12 protein-coding genes are annotated in these 16,507 nt (G+C 71.5%); 8 read left to right on the top strand and 4 right to left on the bottom strand.

Going from position 1 to position 16,507, the window contains the following annotated elements; translation table 11 throughout:
• The first annotated feature begins 31 nt into the window (after positions 1 to 31).
• From AB0J69_RS04585 to AB0J69_RS04575, 3 genes are all read left to right on the top strand, one after another.
• A complete protein-coding gene (locus tag AB0J69_RS04585; RefSeq protein WP_364112851.1) occupies positions 32 to 802 on the top strand; it encodes a DeoR/GlpR family DNA-binding transcription regulator in 771 nt (256 codons plus the stop codon).
• A gap of 163 nt (positions 803 to 965) precedes the next feature.
• Positions 966 to 2,702 (top strand): glycerol-3-phosphate dehydrogenase/oxidase, encoded by a 1,737-nt coding sequence (locus tag AB0J69_RS04580; protein ID WP_364112849.1) that lies wholly within the window; start codon positions 966 to 968, stop codon positions 2,700 to 2,702.
• Entirely contained in the window at positions 2,699 to 3,175 is a 477-nt protein-coding gene (locus AB0J69_RS04575; protein ID WP_364112847.1) for a DUF664 domain-containing protein, read from the top strand. Before AB0J69_RS04580 ends, AB0J69_RS04575 begins: the two co-directional genes overlap by 4 nt.
• 70 nt (positions 3,176 to 3,245) lie before the next feature.
• On the opposite strand, the gene AB0J69_RS04570 is transcribed toward AB0J69_RS04575, so the two are convergent.
• From AB0J69_RS04570 to AB0J69_RS04560, 3 genes are all read right to left on the bottom strand, one after another.
• Complete coding sequence (locus AB0J69_RS04570; RefSeq protein ID WP_364112845.1) at positions 3,246 to 4,490, bottom strand: S8 family peptidase; 1,245 nt, start codon at positions 4,488 to 4,490, stop codon at positions 3,246 to 3,248.
• Positions 4,491 to 4,648: 158 nt separating this feature from the next.
• The gene (locus tag AB0J69_RS04565) at positions 4,649 to 6,679 is read right to left on the bottom strand and encodes a beta-propeller domain-containing protein (RefSeq protein WP_364112843.1); all 2,031 of its coding nucleotides are present in this window, start codon (positions 6,677 to 6,679) and stop codon (positions 4,649 to 4,651) included.
• A gap of 32 nt (positions 6,680 to 6,711) precedes the next feature.
• Positions 6,712 to 8,943 carry a protein kinase gene (locus AB0J69_RS04560; RefSeq protein ID WP_364112841.1) on the bottom strand — a complete coding sequence of 744 codons (2,232 nt, stop codon included), beginning with the start codon at positions 8,941 to 8,943 and terminating at the stop codon, positions 6,712 to 6,714.
• 73 nt (positions 8,944 to 9,016) lie between these two features.
• Here AB0J69_RS04560 and AB0J69_RS04555 point away from each other — a divergent pair, with 73 nt between their 5' ends.
• The 4 genes from AB0J69_RS04555 to AB0J69_RS04540 all read left to right on the top strand — a co-directional run bounded on the left by AB0J69_RS04555 (position 9,017) and on the right by AB0J69_RS04540 (position 14,047).
• A complete protein-coding gene (locus tag AB0J69_RS04555; protein WP_364112839.1) occupies positions 9,017 to 10,522 on the top strand; it encodes a succinic semialdehyde dehydrogenase in 1,506 nt (501 codons plus the stop codon).
• A complete protein-coding gene (locus tag AB0J69_RS04550; protein ID WP_364112837.1) occupies positions 10,519 to 12,195 on the top strand; it encodes a GMC family oxidoreductase in 1,677 nt (558 codons plus the stop codon). The genes AB0J69_RS04555 and AB0J69_RS04550 overlap by 4 nt, the downstream gene beginning before the upstream one ends.
• 6 nt (positions 12,196 to 12,201) lie before the next feature.
• Positions 12,202 to 12,942 (top strand): MBL fold metallo-hydrolase, encoded by a 741-nt coding sequence (locus AB0J69_RS04545; RefSeq protein ID WP_364112835.1) that lies wholly within the window; start codon positions 12,202 to 12,204, stop codon positions 12,940 to 12,942.
• 118 nt (positions 12,943 to 13,060) lie between these two features.
• Positions 13,061 to 14,047: a pyridoxal-phosphate dependent enzyme gene (locus tag AB0J69_RS04540; protein WP_364112833.1), complete on the top strand. Its 987-nt coding sequence runs from the start codon at positions 13,061 to 13,063 to the stop codon at positions 14,045 to 14,047.
• A gap of 87 nt (positions 14,048 to 14,134) precedes the next feature.
• On the opposite strand, the gene AB0J69_RS04535 is transcribed toward AB0J69_RS04540, so the two are convergent.
• Entirely contained in the window at positions 14,135 to 14,881 is a 747-nt protein-coding gene (locus tag AB0J69_RS04535) for an N-acetyltransferase (protein ID WP_364112831.1), read from the bottom strand.
• A gap of 87 nt (positions 14,882 to 14,968) precedes the next feature.
• Between AB0J69_RS04535 and AB0J69_RS04530 the strand changes: the two genes are divergently transcribed.
• Entirely contained in the window at positions 14,969 to 16,462 is a 1,494-nt protein-coding gene (locus AB0J69_RS04530) for a DUF885 family protein (protein WP_364112829.1), read from the top strand.
• Positions 16,463 to 16,507: the final 45 nt, after the last annotated feature.

Genomic DNA, 16,507 nt, shown 5'->3' with positions numbered 1-16,507 from the left:
CTCCTGACCTCGTCCCTTCAGGGAGGCCTTCGTGTCCCGCTACGACCGCTGGAACGCCATCCTCGAGCTGCTGGCGCAGGAGGGCAGGCTGTCGGTCGAGGAGGCCGCCCGGGCGCTCGACGTGTCCACCGCCACGATCAGGCGGGACTTCGACCAGCTCGCCCAGCAGCAGATGCTCATGCGCACCCGGGGCGGCGCGGTGGCCCAGAGCGTCAGCTACGACCTCCCGCTGCGCTACAAGACGGCCAGGCACGCCGACGAGAAGCACCGCATCGCGGCGGCGGCGGCCGAGCTGGTGACGCCCGGCGCCGTGGTCGGGCTCAACGGCGGCACCACCACCTCCGAGCTGGCGCGGGCCCTGGCCACCCTCTCCACGCTGGAGACCGGGTTCACGATCGTCACGAACGCGCTCAACATCGCCGCCGAGCTCACCGTCCGCCGGCACGTCAAGATCGTGGTGACGGGTGGGGTGGCCAGGCAGCAGTCGTACGAGCTCATCGGGCCGCTGGCCAACGGGGTGCTGGAGCAGGTGACGCTGGACGTGGCCTTCCTCGGGGTCGACGCGCTGGACGTCGAGCTGGGCGCCTCCGCCCACCATGAGGGCGAGGCCAGCGTCAACCACCTGCTGATCAGCCGGGCCGCCCAGGTCGTGGTGGTGGCCGACTCGTCCAAGGTGGGCAAGCGGGCCTTCTCCCGCATCTGCCCGATCAACCAGATCGACACGCTGGTCACCGACGCGCGGCTCTCCGACGCCCTCGCGGGCCAGCTCACCGACGCGGGAGTCAAGGTCGTACGCGCCTGAGCGGCCCTTGCGGGGGTCCGGCTGGTCGGCTCTTGCGAGGTAAAGGCCGTGTGTGGCGGAGCGAGGGGTTTTACGCCGGTCTCTGACCGACTCCGGCGTTACAGGTCGAGTCCTGCGCGGGTAGGAATGGAGCGCAGGCGACAGTGCCGTCCCAGGGGGAGTTATGGCGTCGGGAAGGAGCGCGGCCCGGCTCGGGCCCGCGGAGCGGGCCGAGGCCCTGGAACGTATGGCGGCGCAGGAGCTCGACGTCGTCGTGGTCGGGGGCGGCGTCGTGGGGGCGGGGGTGGCGCTCGACGCCGTGACGCGCGGGCTCGACGTGGCCCTGGTCGAGGCGCGTGACTTCGCCTCCGGCACCTCCTCGCGCTCGTCCAAGCTGATCCACGGCGGGCTGCGCTACCTGGAGCAGCTCAACTTCGAGCTGGTCCGCGAGGCCCTGCAGGAGCGCGCCCTGCTGCTGCAGCGCATCGCGCCGCACCTGGTCAGGCCGGTGCCGTTCCTGTTCCCGCTGACCCACTACGCCTGGGAGCGGCCCTACGTCGGCGCGGGAGTGGCGCTCTACGACACGCTCGGCCTCGCGACCGGGCTCACCCGCGGCGTGCCGGGCCACCGGCACCTGTCCAGGTCGCGGGCGCTGCGGCTGGCCCCCGCGCTGAAGAAGTCGGCCTTCACCGGCGCCGTCCAATACTGGGACGCGCAGGTGGACGACGCACGCTATGTCATGACGACGCTGCGCACCGCGGCCACCTACGGCGCGCACATCGCGCAGCGGGCGCAGGTGGTGGGGTTCCTGCGGGAGGGCGAGCGGGTCACCGGCGTGCGGGTGCGCGACCTGGAGTGCGGCGAGGAGCTGGAAGTACGCGCCCAGCAGGTGGTCAACGCGACCGGGGTCTGGACCGACGACATCCAGGAGCTGGTCGGAGGGCGGGGCCAGATCCACGTACGCGCCTCCAAGGGCATCCACCTCGTCGTGCCCAGAGACCGGATCCACTCGCTGACCGGCATCATCCTGCGCACCGAGAAGTCGGTGCTCTTCGTGATCCCCTGGGGCCGCCACTGGATCATCGGCACCACCGACACGGAGTGGACACTCGACAAGAGCCACCCGGCCGCCTCCCGCACGGACATCGACTACCTGCTCGACCACGTCAACGCGGTCCTGTCCGTGCCGCTGACCCGCGACGACGTCGAGGGCGTCTACGCCGGGCTGCGGCCGCTGCTGTCGGGCGAGTCCGACGAGACCTCCAAGCTGTCCAGGGAGCACGTGGTGGCGCATCCCGTGCCGGGGCTGGTGATGATCGCCGGGGGGAAGTACACGACCTACCGGGTCATGGCGCAGGACGCGGTGGACGCCGTGGCGCACGGGCTCGACCAGCGGGTGCCGCGCTCGTGCACCGACCGCATCCCGCTCGTGGGCGCCGAGGGCTACCAGGCGCTGTGGAACTCCCGAGGGCGCATCGCCCAGACCTCCGGCCTGCACGTGGCCAGGATCGAGCACCTGCTCCAGCGCTACGGCTCGCTGATCGACGAGGTGCTGGAGCTGATCGAGCGCGACCCGTCGCTGGGCCGGCCGCTGACGGGGGCCGACGACTATCTGCGGGCCGAGATCGTCTACGCCGCCACCCATGAGGGCGCCCGGCACCTCAACGACGTGCTCACCCGGCGCACGCGCATCTCCATCGAGACCTTCCACCGCGGGATGGCGGTGGCGCAGGAGGCGGCCGAGCTGATGGCCAAGCCGCTCGACTGGGACGGCGAGCAGGTGAAGAGGGAGGTGGAATACTACTCGAAGCGCGTGGAGTCCGAACGCCGCTCGCAGGAGCAGGACTCCGACCAGGAGGCGGACGCGATCAGGCTCGGCGCGCCCGAGATCGTCCCCGTCGTCGCACCGGAGCATTCATGAGCGAGCCGTCCCGCCAGTTGTCCGACCCCAGGGAGTTGTTGTCGGGATATCTCGACCACTACCGGGCCGAGGTGCTGCGGGTGCTCGACGGGTTTCCCGAGCCCGAGGTGAGCCGGGTGCCCTCCGGGTGGACGCCGCTGGCGATGCTCAAGCATCTGGCGTACATGGAGCGGCGCTGGTTCGTGTGGGACTTCGCGGGCGAGCCGATCGAGGATCCCCAGGGCGATCGCGACGCCGAGGGCGGGCTGGTCGCGAGCGAGTCCTACGAGGAGATCAGGAAGCTCTACCTGGCGCAGTGCGAGCGGTCCAGGCAGGTGGTGGCGCGGGCGAGCCTGTCCGAGGTGGCCTCGCGGATCGGCAGGTTCCAGCCGCCGCACGAGCCGCCGACGCTGGGCTGGATCATGTTCCACGTGCTGGAGGAGTACATGCGGCACGCCGGCCATCTCGACGTCGCGCGCGAGCTGGCCGATTAGGAGGGGCGGCCCGCGGCGCTGCGGGGTCCGCGGACCGCCCGTTCCAGGATGGTTCTCTACCTCACGAAGGTCACGACGGCGGGTAGCGCGTGGCGTCGTGCACGTCGAGCAGCGGCTCCTTGACGCCGTCGCCCGAGTCGTCGGTCCAGTCGGAGTTGCCGGTGGAGATCAGCGTGCTGCGCACCGCCAGCGCGCCCGCCCGCGTCGTCGGCTTGTTGGCGCCCGAGGTGAGCAGCCCGGCCGCGCCGGCCACGTGCGGGCTGGCCATCGACGTGCCGCTGATCGTGCTGTAGCCGCCGCCCCGCCAGGTCGAGTAGATGCAGGTGCCCGGCGCGGTGATCTCCACGGTGGAGCCGTAGTTGGAGTAGAACGCCGAGGTGTCGTCCTGGTCGGTTTCGCTGCGGCACGACAGCGTGCTGCCCCCGGCTCCGCCGGCCAAACCGTCGTTGTCGGTCAGCGCGGAGACGGTGACCACGTCAGGGTGGTTGGCCGGGAAGAACGAGGAGGTGTTCGTGTGGCTGTTGCCCGCGGCCACCACGACCACGATGCCGGCGTTGACCGCGTTCGTGATCGCCGTGCTGATCGCGCTGCTGGTGCAGCCGTTGCAGCCCAGGCTCAGGTTGATGACCTCGATGGTGGACGCGCGCGCCACCACCCAGTTGATGCCCGCGGCGATGCCGGACAGGGTGCCGGAACCGGCCGCGTTGAGGACCTTCACGCCGTGGATGCGGGCGCCGGGTGCGACGCCCACCGGGCCGACGGTGTTGTCGATGGCGCCGACGGTGCCCGCGACGTGCGTGCCGTGGCCGTTGTCGTCCGTGCCCGAGTTGTTGACGCAGGCGCCGGTCTGGCAGTTGGCGCGGGCGACCACGTTCAGGTCGGGGTGGGTGTTGTCCACGCCGCTGTCGACCACGGCGACGTCCACGTCGATGCGTACGTCGTCGGTGCCGTCGATGTCCAGGTTGGGATTGCTGGGGCCGAAGATCCGGCGTACGCCCGTGGGGACGGTCTGGACGAACGCGGTGACCTCGGCGTCGGGCTCCACGCTGAGCACGTTGGGGTTCCGCTTGAGCTGCTCGGCGGCGGTCGCGCTCAGCCGGGCGGTGTAGCCCTTGAAGGCGTGCTCGTACACGCCGACGAGCTGCCCGCCGTGCTGGGCCACCTGGCTCTCGGCGGCTCCGCGCGGCGCGCGCATCGACGGGTTGAGCTGGACGATGTAGGTGCCCTCAGGGGCGGCTGCTGAGACGGGTAACGGCGCCGCGAGTAACGCCAGCGCGCTGACGAGCAATGCGAGCAGGGGGGTGCGTGATCGCATGGCAGCGTGGGCCCTTTCTCGGTCGTGGACCGGGAGCGCCCCGCTATGACAGGATCCACCCGATCCGACATGACAGTGTTAGTAAAGCTTTCACCATTTGTCGGGATAAGTCCATAAAAAGAGTGCCGGTTCGCTACGAACCGGCACTCTTTGGTTGCTTAACGGAGTGGGATCCACGCTTGTGAGGCGAGCGTCGCCGCGTCGTTGACCTGGACTCCCTCGTACGAGACCGTCCAGACCGAGTCGCCGATGATCATCGAACGCTGGATGCCCGGATCGTACGCGTACCGGCCGTCCTGACGCTGCGCCGGATGCTTGATCATGCCGAGCTCCTTGACCCCGGAGTCGTCGATCCTGAGCACGAGGGCGCCCGACTCGTTCTGCTTGTTCAGCGGGATCACCGACAGGCCGGTCTTCGGCCAGTACAGGAACGCGTGCGGGTCCCACTCGGCCCCGGAACCCGAGTCCTTCTGGAAGTACTGCGACACCCGGCGCGGGGCGGCCGGGTCGCTGACGTCGAACAGCGAGACCTGCGTGCCCAGCGTCCTGCCCTTCTCGCTGGCCTCCTGGCCGATGCCGATCAGGCGGCCCTCGGAGCCGGGGTGCAGGTACGCCGAGTAGCCGGTGATCTTCAGCTCGCCCGTCACCTTCGGCGCCGCCGGGTCACGGAGGTCGAGCGTGTAGAGCGGGTCCACCTGCCGGAACGTGACGCAGTAGCCCACCGCGCCGATGAACCTGACCGAGTAGATGCGCTCGCCCTCACCCAGGCCCCCGACCTCGCCCACCTTGGCCAAGGTGTCGGCCTTGAGCACGTAGACGGCGCTGGAGCTGGTCCTGCCGTCGGCGGAGCTGAGGGTGGTGGCCAGGCGCAGGTGACCCTCGTGCTCGGACAGGGAGTACTGGTTGAGCAGGCGTCCCGGGACCTTGCCCGAGGCCACGTACGCGGGCGCGCCGGGCGAGGTGATGTCGAACCGGTGCACCTCCGTCTCCTCCGGCGGGATCGTCGGCGTGGGCACCGGGCTGGGCGCCGGGCTGGGCACCGTGCTCGACTCCGTGCTCGACCCCGGGGGTGCGGACACGCTCGGCTCGCCGGGGGTGGGCTCCTCGGCCGGGGCCACGCCGTCGGACGTGGTGGTGGCCGGGGGCTCGTCGACCGGGAGCGGGCGCACCACCGGCATCCACCAGCGCGGGTTGCTGGCCACGTACAGGCTCTGGCCGGTGCCGTAGACCACGTCGCCGTCGGCGGCCAGGCTGATCGGGTCGGTGCCGGCCGCGGTGACGCCCTGCGCCAGGTCGATGGTGTGCACGGTCAGCATCGAGGTGCCGGTGTAGTCGGCGGGGTGGCTGACCCGCTCGCACTTGACCGTGTCCCTCTTGACGGCGCCCGACGCGTCGGTGATCTCGATCTTGGGCAGCCAGGCCTCCGCCGGTGCCCGGCGTACCGTGTCCTGGTTGTCCTTGAGCCGCTGGGCCTCGGTGGTCTCGCCCTGGGGCTCGGGGAAGGCGATGTCCGGCTGGCTGCGGGTGACCAGGCGGACCGTGGAGCCGATCATCCGGGCGTCCACGTACGAGCCCTGCGGCCTGATCGTGCTCAGGACCTTCGGCTCGCCCGCCAGATCGACCACCACGTAGCGGGTGTCGGCCTGCGGGGCGAACGACTTGTACATGATGTCGCCGCCGCGCATGAGCACCAGCGCCCGGTCGCCCGAGACCAGCAGGTCGGCGGGTACGCCCGGACCGGCGTTGTCACCCTCGGTCAGCTTGAGCGACGAGGTGACCTTCCTGGTCGCCGTGTCGATGATCCGCAGCGTGCCGTCCGCGACCGTGATGATCCGGTTGCCGTCGGTCTTGACCAGGTCGGGCTCGTCCACGCCGGCCTCGTGCACGTTCGTCGTGGAGTGCTCGGGCGTGGCAGCCCTGCCCTTGCCCTGGGGAACGTTCGCCGCGGTGTCCTCAATGGCGGCGAAGGGCATGACGTTGCCGAAGCCGTACGGGGTGACGTTCGCGGCGGCCTTCTCGCGCAGGCCGGCCAGCAGGTCGTCGCAGCTGCTGTAGGCCACCAGGCGGACGGCGCCGAGGCTCACCTTCGGGGGCGGCGGGTTCGGGGTCCCTCCCGTCGAAGCGGTGCAGGCGGTCGTGACCGCCGCGAGTGCCGCGGCGGTCACGGCCGTACGGATCAGCGTGTTCATGCCCTCCATCACGGCTGGGCGGGCGGGATGGTTCAGGAGCCGGCGGCCGGCCTGAAGGTGAAGGCGGGGCTGAAGTCGACGTCGTCGGGCACGTCCAGCATCTTGCGCAGCAGGTTGCCCTGGAAGTCGATGACCTGGATCTCGTCCTTGTCGTTGTTGTCCTGCTCCCAGCAGTAGAGGTGGCTCTCGTCGTAGAAGCCGAGGACCTTGTCGCACTCGGAGTAGAACTTGCGCACCCGCTCGCCCGAGGTGGAGTCCCAGACGCAGTGGTCGCCGTCACCGCCGTTGGGGCAGTTCGTGACGAACAGCTTGCCCGAGGGCGAGAAGATGTCCTGGGTGCCGGCGGACATCGTGCCGATGCCCGGCAGCGAGCGGGTGGCCTTGCCCTGGAGGTTGAAGAAGCGCAGGCCCTGGTTCTTCTCGTCGCCGTAGACGTTGACCACGCCCTCGTCGTCGCCGTCGAAGCCGAAGGCGGTGGCGCGGATGGAGGTGTCGTTGACGTTGACCACGGTGGCCTTGTTCGTGGCCACGTCCACGATGACGAAGCCGAGATAGAGCCACTTGTCGCCGCTCTTCTTCTCGGTGTTGAGCAGGATCTTGGAGCCGTCCTTCGACCAGGCCCGGATGCTGCTGATCAGCGGCTCCTTGACCGTCTTGACCGTGGAGCGCTCGCCCGTCTGCCGGTCGGTGATGACGATGAAGTCGAAGTCGTCGGAGCTGTAGCTCCTGCCCCGGCCGGCCAGGTAGCGGCCGTCGGGGGAGACCATCGACTCCCAGTTCTGCTGGTATTTCGTGAACGTGCCGCGCAACGAGTTTCGCGCGTAGTCGATCCAGTCGTCCTTCTTCTTGTCGAAGACCTCGTAGGAGGTCAGGACGATGTTGTCGGCCGGGTTCTCGTAGAGGGAGACCGTCTCGCCGGGCAGCGCCCGTTTGGTGCCGGTGCGCGGCACCGCCGCCTGCGTGACCGACGGGCTTGCCGTGGCGGACGGGTCGGCGGCGGACGGGTTGGACGTGTCGGAGGGGCTGGACCCGCCCGTGGCCCTCGACCGTCCGGGCGTGGCGCCGATCGGGCCCGCCACCGACGTCTTGTCGATCTGGATGACCACGACCACGCCGGCGAGCACCAGCAGCGCGACCGCGATCGCGATGCCGGCGATCAGCGGGCCCTTGCCGCTCCTGCGTGGCGGGTTGGGGTAGGGGCCCTGCTGCCCGTAGGGCGGCAGGGTGGGCTGTTGCTGCCACGGGACCCGGGGATGCGGTTGCCCCTGGGGATGGTGCGCCGCCTGCGGGACGGGGCCCTCGTAGGGAACGGGGCCGGACATCGGCCCGGACGGGGGACCGAACGGCGGGCTCTGCGGATTGGACGCGGGACCGTACTGGTTGGGAGCGGGCGGGTAGGGCGGCGCGGGGGCCGCTTCCGCCGCGGCCTGCGCGAGCATGCCGGAGTTCGCTGCCGGCTGCTGCAGCAGCCGCATGATCACCTGCTCGGCGGTGGGCCGCTGGGCCGGGTCCTTGGCCAGGCAGGCCACCACCACGTCGCGCAGCGGGCCCTCCTCCAGCGCGCCCAGGTCGGGCTGCTGGTTGAGCACCCGGTTGATCACCGCGGGCATCGTGTCGCTGCCGAACGGCGCCCGCCCGGAGGCGGCGAAGATCATCGCGCTGGCCCAGGAGAACATGTCGGCGGCCGGGCCGACGGTGTGCCCCATGATCTGCTCGGGCGGCATGTACGACGGAGTGCCCACGACCATGCTGCTGATCGTGGAGGTGGCGTTCAGGGCCCGCGCGATGCCGAAGTCGATCACCCGCGGCCCGTCGGCCCCGATGATCACGTTGGCCGGCTTGAAGTCGCGGTGCACGATCCCGGCCTGGTGGATGGCGGCCAGCGCGGTGGCCGTGCCGATGGCCAGCCGGTGCAGGACCGAGCCCGTGCGCGGCCCCTCCTCCTGCACGACCCGCTGTAACGAAGGCCCCTCGATGAACTCGCTGACGATGAACGGCCGGTCCTGCTCGACGCCCGTGCCCAGGACCGCGGCGGTGCAGAACGGCGCCACCTGCTGGGCCACCTGGACCTCGCGCAGGAATCGCTCCACGCTCACCTGGTCGCCCGACAGGTCCGGCCGCAGCCACTTGACGGCCACGTTGCTGCCCGAGGGGTCTTTGGCGAGGTAGACGACGCCCTGACCGCCCTCGCCGAGCCGGCCGAGGAGATCCAGGCCCCCCAGCCGTTGTGGATCTCCGGGTCGGAGCGGAGCGAAGGTTGCCATGAAGGGATTCTGTCGCTATGCAACGGATCCGCAAAAACTACCCGCGGGTAGTACCACGGAATATCCTTCTGGCATGCAGGTGACGTCCAGTGGCAGGACACGGCCCATCATTGCCCCGTTTACCGGGGAAACCCTCGCTGAGCTGCCCATATCAGACGCCGACGACGTGCGTACGGCGTACGAGAAGGCCAGGGCCGCCCAGGTCGAATGGGCCGGGAAATCCGCGGCCGCGCGGGCGGAACCCTTCTTGCTGCTGCACGACGCGATCCTCGACCGCAGGGACGAGATCCTCGACATCGTCCAGAACGAGACCGGCAAGGCCCGCAAGCACGCCTTCGAGGAGGTGCTCGACGTCGCGGGCTGCAGCCTCTACTACGCCCGCCGCGCCCCCCGCCTGCTCGCTCCGCGCGCCCGCAAGGGCGTCTTCCCCGGCGCCACCCGCGTGACGGAGCTGCGCCGGCCCAAGGGCGTGGTCGCGCTGATCACCCCGTGGAACTACCCGCTCGCGCTGGGCGTCACCGACGCGGTGCCCGCGCTGCTGGCCGGCAACGCGATCGTCCACAAGCCGGACACCCAGACCGCGCTGTCCACGCTGTGGACCATCGACCTGCTCGCGGAGCTGGGCATGCCGCGGGAGATCTGGCAGGTCGTGCTGGGCGAGCCGGCCGAGATCGGCGACGCGCTGCTCGACCACGCCGACTACGTGGGCTTCACGGGGTCCACCCGGGGCGGCAGGAAGATCGCCGAGGAGGCGGCCAAGCGGCTCATCGGCTGCTCGCTGGAGCTCGGCGGCAAGAACCCGATGGTGGTGCTCGACGACGCGGACCTGGACGTGGCCGTCCAGGGGGCCGTCCGCGCCTGCTTCACCAACGCCGGCCAGCTCTGCCTGTCGATCGAGCGCCTGTACGTGCACGCGTCCGTGTTCGACGCCTTCGCCGAGCGCTTCGTCGCGCAGGTCAGGGCACTCAAGCTCGGCGCCGGGCACGACTGGTCGGTGCAGATGGGCTCGCTCACCTCGCGCCGCCAGCTCGACGCGGTCAGCGCGCACGTGGACGACGCCGTGGCCAAGGGCGCGACGCTGCTGACCGGCGGCCGGACCAGGCCCGACCTCGGGCCGCTGTTCTACGAGCCGACCGTGCTCACGGGCGTCGGCGAGGACATGGAGCTGTGCCGCAACGAGACGTTCGGCCCCGTGGTGGCGCTCTACCCGTTCGCCACCGACGACGAGGCGGTCGAGCTGGCCAACGACACCGTCTACGGCCTGAACGCCTCCATCTGGTCCGCCAGCCTGCCGCGCGCCCGCCGCCTGGCCGCCCGGGTCCGGGCCGGCACGGTCAACATCAACGAGGGGTACGCCTCCGCCTACGCCTCCTACGACGCCCCCATGGGCGGCATGAAGGCGTCCGGGCTGGGCCGCAGGCACGGCGTCGAGGGGCTGCTGCGCTACACCGAGGTCAAGGCCGTGGCCTCGCAGGCGGGGTGGCTGGGGTTCGAGCCGCCGTTCGGGATGCCGTACGAGAAGTGGGCCGGCACCCTGGCGGGCACGCTCAAGGCGATGCGGAGGCTCCGGCTCAAATGAGCTTCGACGTGATCGTCATCGGGTCGGGCTTCGGCGGCAGCGTCGCGGCGCTCAGGCTGAGCGAGAAGGGCTACAAGGTCGGCGTGCTGGAGGCGGGCCGCCGCTTCGACGCCGCCACGCTGCCGGCCACCTCCTGGCACGTGCGCGACTTCCTGTGGGCGCCGTGGCTGGGGCTGAAGGGCATCCAGCGCATCCACGTGCTGCGCGGCGAGCGCGGCACCGGCGTCATGGTGCTGGCGGGCGCCGGGGTCGGCGGCGGCTCCCTCGTGTACGCCAACACGCTGTACGAGCCGCTCGCCCCGTTCTTCGACGACCCCCAGTGGGCCGCCATCACCGACTGGAAGGCGGAGTTGGCCCCCCACTACGACCAGGCCAAGCGCATGCTGGGCGCGGTCGTGAACCCCACCTTCACCCGGGCCGACGAGATCATGAGCAGGGTCGCGGCGAAGATGGGGGTGCCGGACACCTTCCGCCTCGCGCCCGTGGGCGTCTACTTCGGCGAGGACGGCGTCGATCCGTACTTCGGCGGTGCCGGACCGGCGCGCCGCGGGTGCCTCGAATGCGGCGAGTGCATGACGGGCTGCCGCCACGGCGCCAAGAACATGCTGACCGAGAACTACCTGTACCTCGCGGAGCGGGCCGGCGCCCGGGTCTATCCCGAGTGCACGGTCACCTCCGTGCGGCCCCTGCCGTCCGGGGGTTACGAGGTGCTCGCGCGCAGGACCGGGTCGGTGCGCTCGCGTCGTACGTTCCTGGCAGGCCAGGTGGTCTTCGCGGCCGGCACGTACGGCACCCAGCGGCTGTTGCACAAGCTGCGCGCCGACGGGACGCTGCCCCGCCTGTCGGCCAGGCTCGGCGCGCTGACCAGGACCAACTCCGAGGCGCTGCTCGGCTTCGAGCGCACCGCCGTCGCCGGCGAGAAGCTCAACGGCGGCGTGGCCATCACCTCCTCCATCCATCCCGACCCCGAGACCCACATCGAACCCGTCCGCTACGGCGACGGCTCCAACGCCATGGGCCTGCTCCGCACCCTGCTCGTGGACGGCGGGCGGCCGCGCCTGCGCGCGTTCGCCCGCGAGGTGACCCGGCAGCCGCTGCGGGCCCTGCGGCTGCTGAACCTGCGCCACTGGTCGGAGCGGACGCTGATCGCGCTGGTCATGCAGGCCAAGGACAACTCGATCACCGTCCGCCGCACCCGGTGGGGCCTGCGCTCCGCGCGCGGCCACGGCGAGCCCAACCCCACCTGGATCCCCGCCGGTCACGACGCGGTGCGGCACGCGGCGGAGGAGATCGGCGGGGTGGCCGGAGGGACGTGGCTGGACCTGTTCGACATCCCGACGACGGCCCACTTCCTCGGCGGCTGCGCCATCGGGGACTCGCCGGAGACCGGGGTGATCGACGCCTACCACCGCGTGTACGGGCACGACGGGCTGCACGTCGTGGACGGCTCGGCCGTTTCCGCGAACCTGGGCGTCAACCCCTCGCTGACCATCACCGCCCAGGCCGAGCGGGCCATGTCGTTCTGGCCGAACGCCGGTGAACCGGATCCGCGCCCGGCCACCGGGTCGCCGTACGTGCGGGTCGCGCCCGTCCCGCCGCGCCGTCCCGCCGTACCGTCCGGCGCTCCCGGCGCGTTGCCTCATGGAATAACCGCTCGTCCCGGGATGTCGTGAGCTGACATGGAGATTCGTTACGCCGGAGGGCCCACGGCGGTCCTGGAGATCGGCGGAGTGCGGCTGCTGACCGACCCGACGTTCGACGCGGCGGGCGACTATCCGATCGGGAACAGAGCACTGCGGAAGACGGCGGCGTCCGCGTTCGGGGCCGATGAGGTGGGGCCGGTGGACGCCGTGCTGCTGTCGCACGATCAGCATCCGGACAATCTGGACCGGTCGGGGCGGGCCTACCTGGCCTCCGCGCCGCTGGTGCTCTCGACCGGCGCGGCGGCCGAGCGGCTCGGCGAGCCCGTGCGGGCCCTGCCGAACTGGACGTCCGTCGAGGTCGGGGGCGTGCGGGTGACCGGCGTGCCGGCGCAGCACGGGCCCGACGGGACCGAGCACCTGGTGGGGGAGGTGACCGGGTTCGTGCTGGCGGGCGAGGGGCTGCCGACCGTGTACGTGAGCGGCGACAACGCCTCGCTCGACGTCGTACGCGCCGTGGCCGGGCGGGTCGGGCCGGTGGACGTGGCGGTGCTGTTCGCGGGCGGGGCCCGGACACCGCTGATCGACGGCTACCTGACGCTGACCAGCGCGGACGCGGTCACGGCGGCCGAGATCCTCGGGGCTCGTCACGTGGTGCCGCTGCACTTCGAGCACTGGGCGCACTTCACGCAGGGCAGGGAGACGCTGGAGAAGGCGTTCGAGGGGTACGGCGACCGGCTGCGGCTGCTGGCGCCGGGGGAGCGCACCGAACTTGGCTGACCGGCGGCCGGGGCCGGGCGAGCGCCCGGAGCTCTCCTGACCGGCTGCTGATCGGCTCGTGATCGGCTCCTGGCGAACGGGGACGGTTTTCCCGGTTCCCGCCTGACAAGGTGGGATCGTGAGCTGGAACGCGCGAGCCCTGGACGTGCTGGCGGCGGGGGAGCCCACCCCGCTGATCGACTTCCCCGTGCGGGCGCCGGGGATCAGGCTGCTGCTGAAGGACGAGTCCGCGCACCCGACCGGCAGCCTGCGCCACCGGCACGCCAGGGCGCTGTTCCGCCGGGCCGTTCTCGACGGGCTGGTCGGCGCGGGCACGACCGTGGTGGAGGCGACGGGCGGCAACGCGGCCGTGGCGCAGGCGTGGTTCGCGCGGCGGCTGGGGTTGCCGTACATCGTGGTCATGCCGGGCGAGCACAGCCGGGCGCGGGCCCGGCCGGTGGAGGAGCTGGGCGGCGAGTGCCGGTTCGTGACGCCGCCGCCGGCCATCTACGACGCGGCGCGGGAGATCGAGGGTCATTTCCTCGACCAGTTCGGGCGGGCGGCCGAGCACGATCTGGCGGCGGAGCTGTTCGGGCAGGTGCGGCCCGACTGGGTGGTGACGGGCGCGAGCACCGGCGCGACGTCGGCCACGCTGGGCGGCTGGGTCCGGGCCCACGGCGGGAGCTGCCGGGTCGCGGTCGCGGATCCCGAAAATTCGGCCTATTTCCCGGGCTGGACCCTCGACGTGCCCGACTACGCCACCGGCATGCCGTCGCGGATCGAGGGCATCGGGCGCCCGCGCATGGAGCCGGGGTTCCGGCCCGACCTCGTCGACCTGGTCATCCCCGTCCCCGACGCGGCCGGCGTGGCGGCGGCCAGGCACATCAGGGAGGTCACGGGGCTGCCGGTGGGCGGCTCGTCGGGCACCGCGCTCTGGGCGGCGCTGGAGCTGATCGACCGCATGCGGGCCAGAGGGGAGAGCGGCACCGTGGTGTCGCTGATCGGCGACGCGGCCGAGCGGCATTTGGCGACCTGCCACGACGATGCGTGGGCCGCCGAGCGAGGGCTGGATGTCGCGCAGCACGAGGAGAAGCTGCGGCGGCTGGTCAGCCCGGCGGGAGGCTGACCTGGTCCGGAGAGGCCACCGGCGGGCGGCCGGCTTCGGCCGTCCGCCGTCATCGGCGGGCGGCCGGTTCGAACCGGTTCGAGCCGGTCAGGTCAGCGGGTGGGTGACCCAGACGTTGGGCTCCACGTAGACGGCGTGGTCGTGCTCCACGTCGCAGTGCACCGGGCTCAGCGCCCCCGGCACCTCGACCGGTCCCGTGCGGTCGAACGGCAGGCCCGTCCAGGTGCGCCACTCGTCGAGCGTGCCCGGCACCACCATGGACCGCGGCGCCACCTTGACGATCTTCGCGCCCGCCCGCACGTGCACGCGCAGCCAGGGGTCGTGGGGCAGGCCGTCGGGACGGGTCCTGAAGGCGTACTCGGACATGGGGGTGTGCGGTTCGAGGTGCTTGGCGCTGGGGCGTACCGGTGCGACGAGCTCGCGGTGCCCGTGGCGGGCGGCACAGTCGCGCATCGCCGCCACCATCAGGGCCGACAGGCCCTTGCCCAGCTGGTCGCGCCGGATGGTGATCTCCAGTGCGGAGACGGCGTCGGCCGGCCGGCCGCGCTCGCGGGCCAGCCAGCCGGCCCTGATCACGCCGTCCCAGCCGTCGTCGGGCAGCCCGGCGGTCCCGTCCGACGGATAGGGGATCATGCAGCCCCGCGCCACCAGCCGGCCGGGCTCGGCGTCGTCGTCGGCCACGAGCACGTACTCCTGGTAGGACGTCGTGATCCACGCGTAGTACAGGTCAGCGAGCGGGTCGTGCATCATGAACTCCCGCCACGTGTGGTCCATGTCCCACAACGACGACGCGAACTCGGGACGCTCGGCGAGCGTGGTGATCTGCAAGGCCATGCGGCTCATCCTGCACCGGGGAAGACCCCAATGCGCCCCATTTATTGGTACTTAAGCCCATAAGAGCTGTGCGCTAGCGTCGGCGGCATGAGTGAACTTGACGCCAGGCTGCGAGCCATCACCGACCTGTTCGTGGCCGAGGCGCGCGAGGGCGGCGGCAGGCACGAGTACGACGGCCAGATCCAGGACCTGTCGCCCGACGGCGTACGGACCGGGCTGGCCCGTCTCGGCCAGGGCGCCGCGCCGGAGGACGCGCACGACGCCAGGCACCTACAGGTGTTCGAGGAGAGTCTGCGTACCCAGCTCGGCGAGCTGGAGCTGCACCGCAAGAACCCGTTGATCCACCTTTCCAACCTCGACCTGGCCTGCTACGACCGCGACTACGGCCCCGAGGAGGAGCGCGCCGCGGCCAAGGCGGCCCACCTCGCGCTCTGGCCCGAGGCCGTGGACCACGCGATCGCCTCGCTCGACCAGGTGCCGGCACCCGTCGCGACGTCCCTGCTCGGCGCCACCAAGGGCCTGGCGGCGGGCGTCACGGACGAGGCCGCGCTCCGGGCGCACGGCGGGCTCGTCGCCCACGTCGAGCGGGCCGCGGCCGAGGGCGACCCCGACGCGGCGCTCGGCGGCGAGGCGCTGGCCAGGCTCATGGGCACCGCCGAAGGGCTGCCGGTCGACCTCGGCAGGCTGGCGGAGCGGGCCGACGCCGAGCGCGACCGGCTGATGGCGCTGCTCGCCGACTCCTGCGCCAAGCTGGGGGAGACCGGCAGGGCGCCGCTCGACGTCGTACGGGAGCTGGTCAAGGACCACCCCGACGCCGACGGCGTCATCGAGGCCGCGCGGATCGGAACGGAGAAGGCCATCGCGTTCACCCGCGAGAAGGATCTCGTGCCCTACCACGACGGCGAGTGCCTGGTCGGGCCGGCGCCGGAGTCGCGCCGCTGGGCGATGGCCATGATGGCGTGGAACTCGCCGGGCGAGCCCGACGGCCCCTCGTGGTACTACATCACGCCGCCCGAGCCCACCTGGCCCGAGCAGGACCAGGAGGAATGGCTGGAGGTCTTCAGCCGTACGACGCTGCCGGCGATCAACGTGCACGAGGTCGCGCCCGGGCACTTCTCGCACGCCAGGGCGCTGCGGCGGGCGCCGTCCGACGTGCGCAGGCAGCTGCAGTCGATGGCGTTCGTCGAGGGCTGGGCCCACTACGCCGAGGAGCTGTGCGTCGAGGAGGGCTTCGAGGCCGGCGACCCGCGCTTCGAGATCGGCGTGTGGGTGGAGGCGCTGATCCGCGTCACCCGGCTGGCCTGCGCGATCGGCGTGCACACCGGCCAGATGACGGTCGAGGACGGTGCCCGGCGCTTCGAGTCCGACACGCACCTTACGGGGCCGGCGGCGCTGTCGGAGGCACGGCGGGCGTCGTTCGACCCGACATACGGGCGGTACACCTGGGGCAAGCTGCTCATCCTGGACCTTCGCGAGCGGGCCCGCAAGGAGTGGGGCGCCGGATTCACCCTGCAGCGCTTCCACAAGGCCCTGCTCGATCTCGGCTCGCCGCCCCTGGGCCTGATCGACGCCATCCTGTAGCGTCTCGGGCTGATCGGGAACACCCTTTGGCGTCGGTCGCTAGGG

Origin of the sequence: Nonomuraea sp. NPDC049709 (assembly GCF_040674815.1) — a bacterium.
Lineage (GTDB): Bacteria > Actinomycetota > Actinomycetes > Streptosporangiales > Streptosporangiaceae > Nonomuraea.
This window is presented reverse-complemented; position numbering and strand designations above follow the sequence as displayed.

What these genes read in the sequence shown, in the direction of transcription:
- AB0J69_RS04570 (WP_364112845.1), bottom strand. Translation starts at nt 4,490, where the DNA reads ATGCGATCACGCACCCCCCTGCTCGCATTGCTCGTCAGCGCGCTGGCG.
- AB0J69_RS04560 (WP_364112841.1), bottom strand. Translation starts at nt 8,943, where the DNA reads ATGGCAACCTTCGCTCCGCTCCGACCCGGAGATCCACAACGGCTGGGG.
- AB0J69_RS04575 (WP_364112847.1), top strand. Translation starts at nt 2,699, where the DNA reads ATGAGCGAGCCGTCCCGCCAGTTGTCCGACCCCAGGGAGTTGTTGTCG.
- AB0J69_RS04545 (WP_364112835.1), top strand. Translation starts at nt 12,202, where the DNA reads ATGGAGATTCGTTACGCCGGAGGGCCCACGGCGGTCCTGGAGATCGGC.
- AB0J69_RS04580 (WP_364112849.1), top strand. Translation starts at nt 966, where the DNA reads ATGGCGTCGGGAAGGAGCGCGGCCCGGCTCGGGCCCGCGGAGCGGGCC.
- AB0J69_RS04555 (WP_364112839.1), top strand. Translation starts at nt 9,017, where the DNA reads ATGCAGGTGACGTCCAGTGGCAGGACACGGCCCATCATTGCCCCGTTT.
- AB0J69_RS04530 (WP_364112829.1), top strand. Translation starts at nt 14,969, where the DNA reads ATGAGTGAACTTGACGCCAGGCTGCGAGCCATCACCGACCTGTTCGTG.
- AB0J69_RS04550 (WP_364112837.1), top strand. Translation starts at nt 10,519, where the DNA reads ATGAGCTTCGACGTGATCGTCATCGGGTCGGGCTTCGGCGGCAGCGTC.
- AB0J69_RS04565 (WP_364112843.1), bottom strand. Translation starts at nt 6,679, where the DNA reads ATGAACACGCTGATCCGTACGGCCGTGACCGCCGCGGCACTCGCGGCG.
- AB0J69_RS04535 (WP_364112831.1), bottom strand. Translation starts at nt 14,881, where the DNA reads ATGGCCTTGCAGATCACCACGCTCGCCGAGCGTCCCGAGTTCGCGTCG.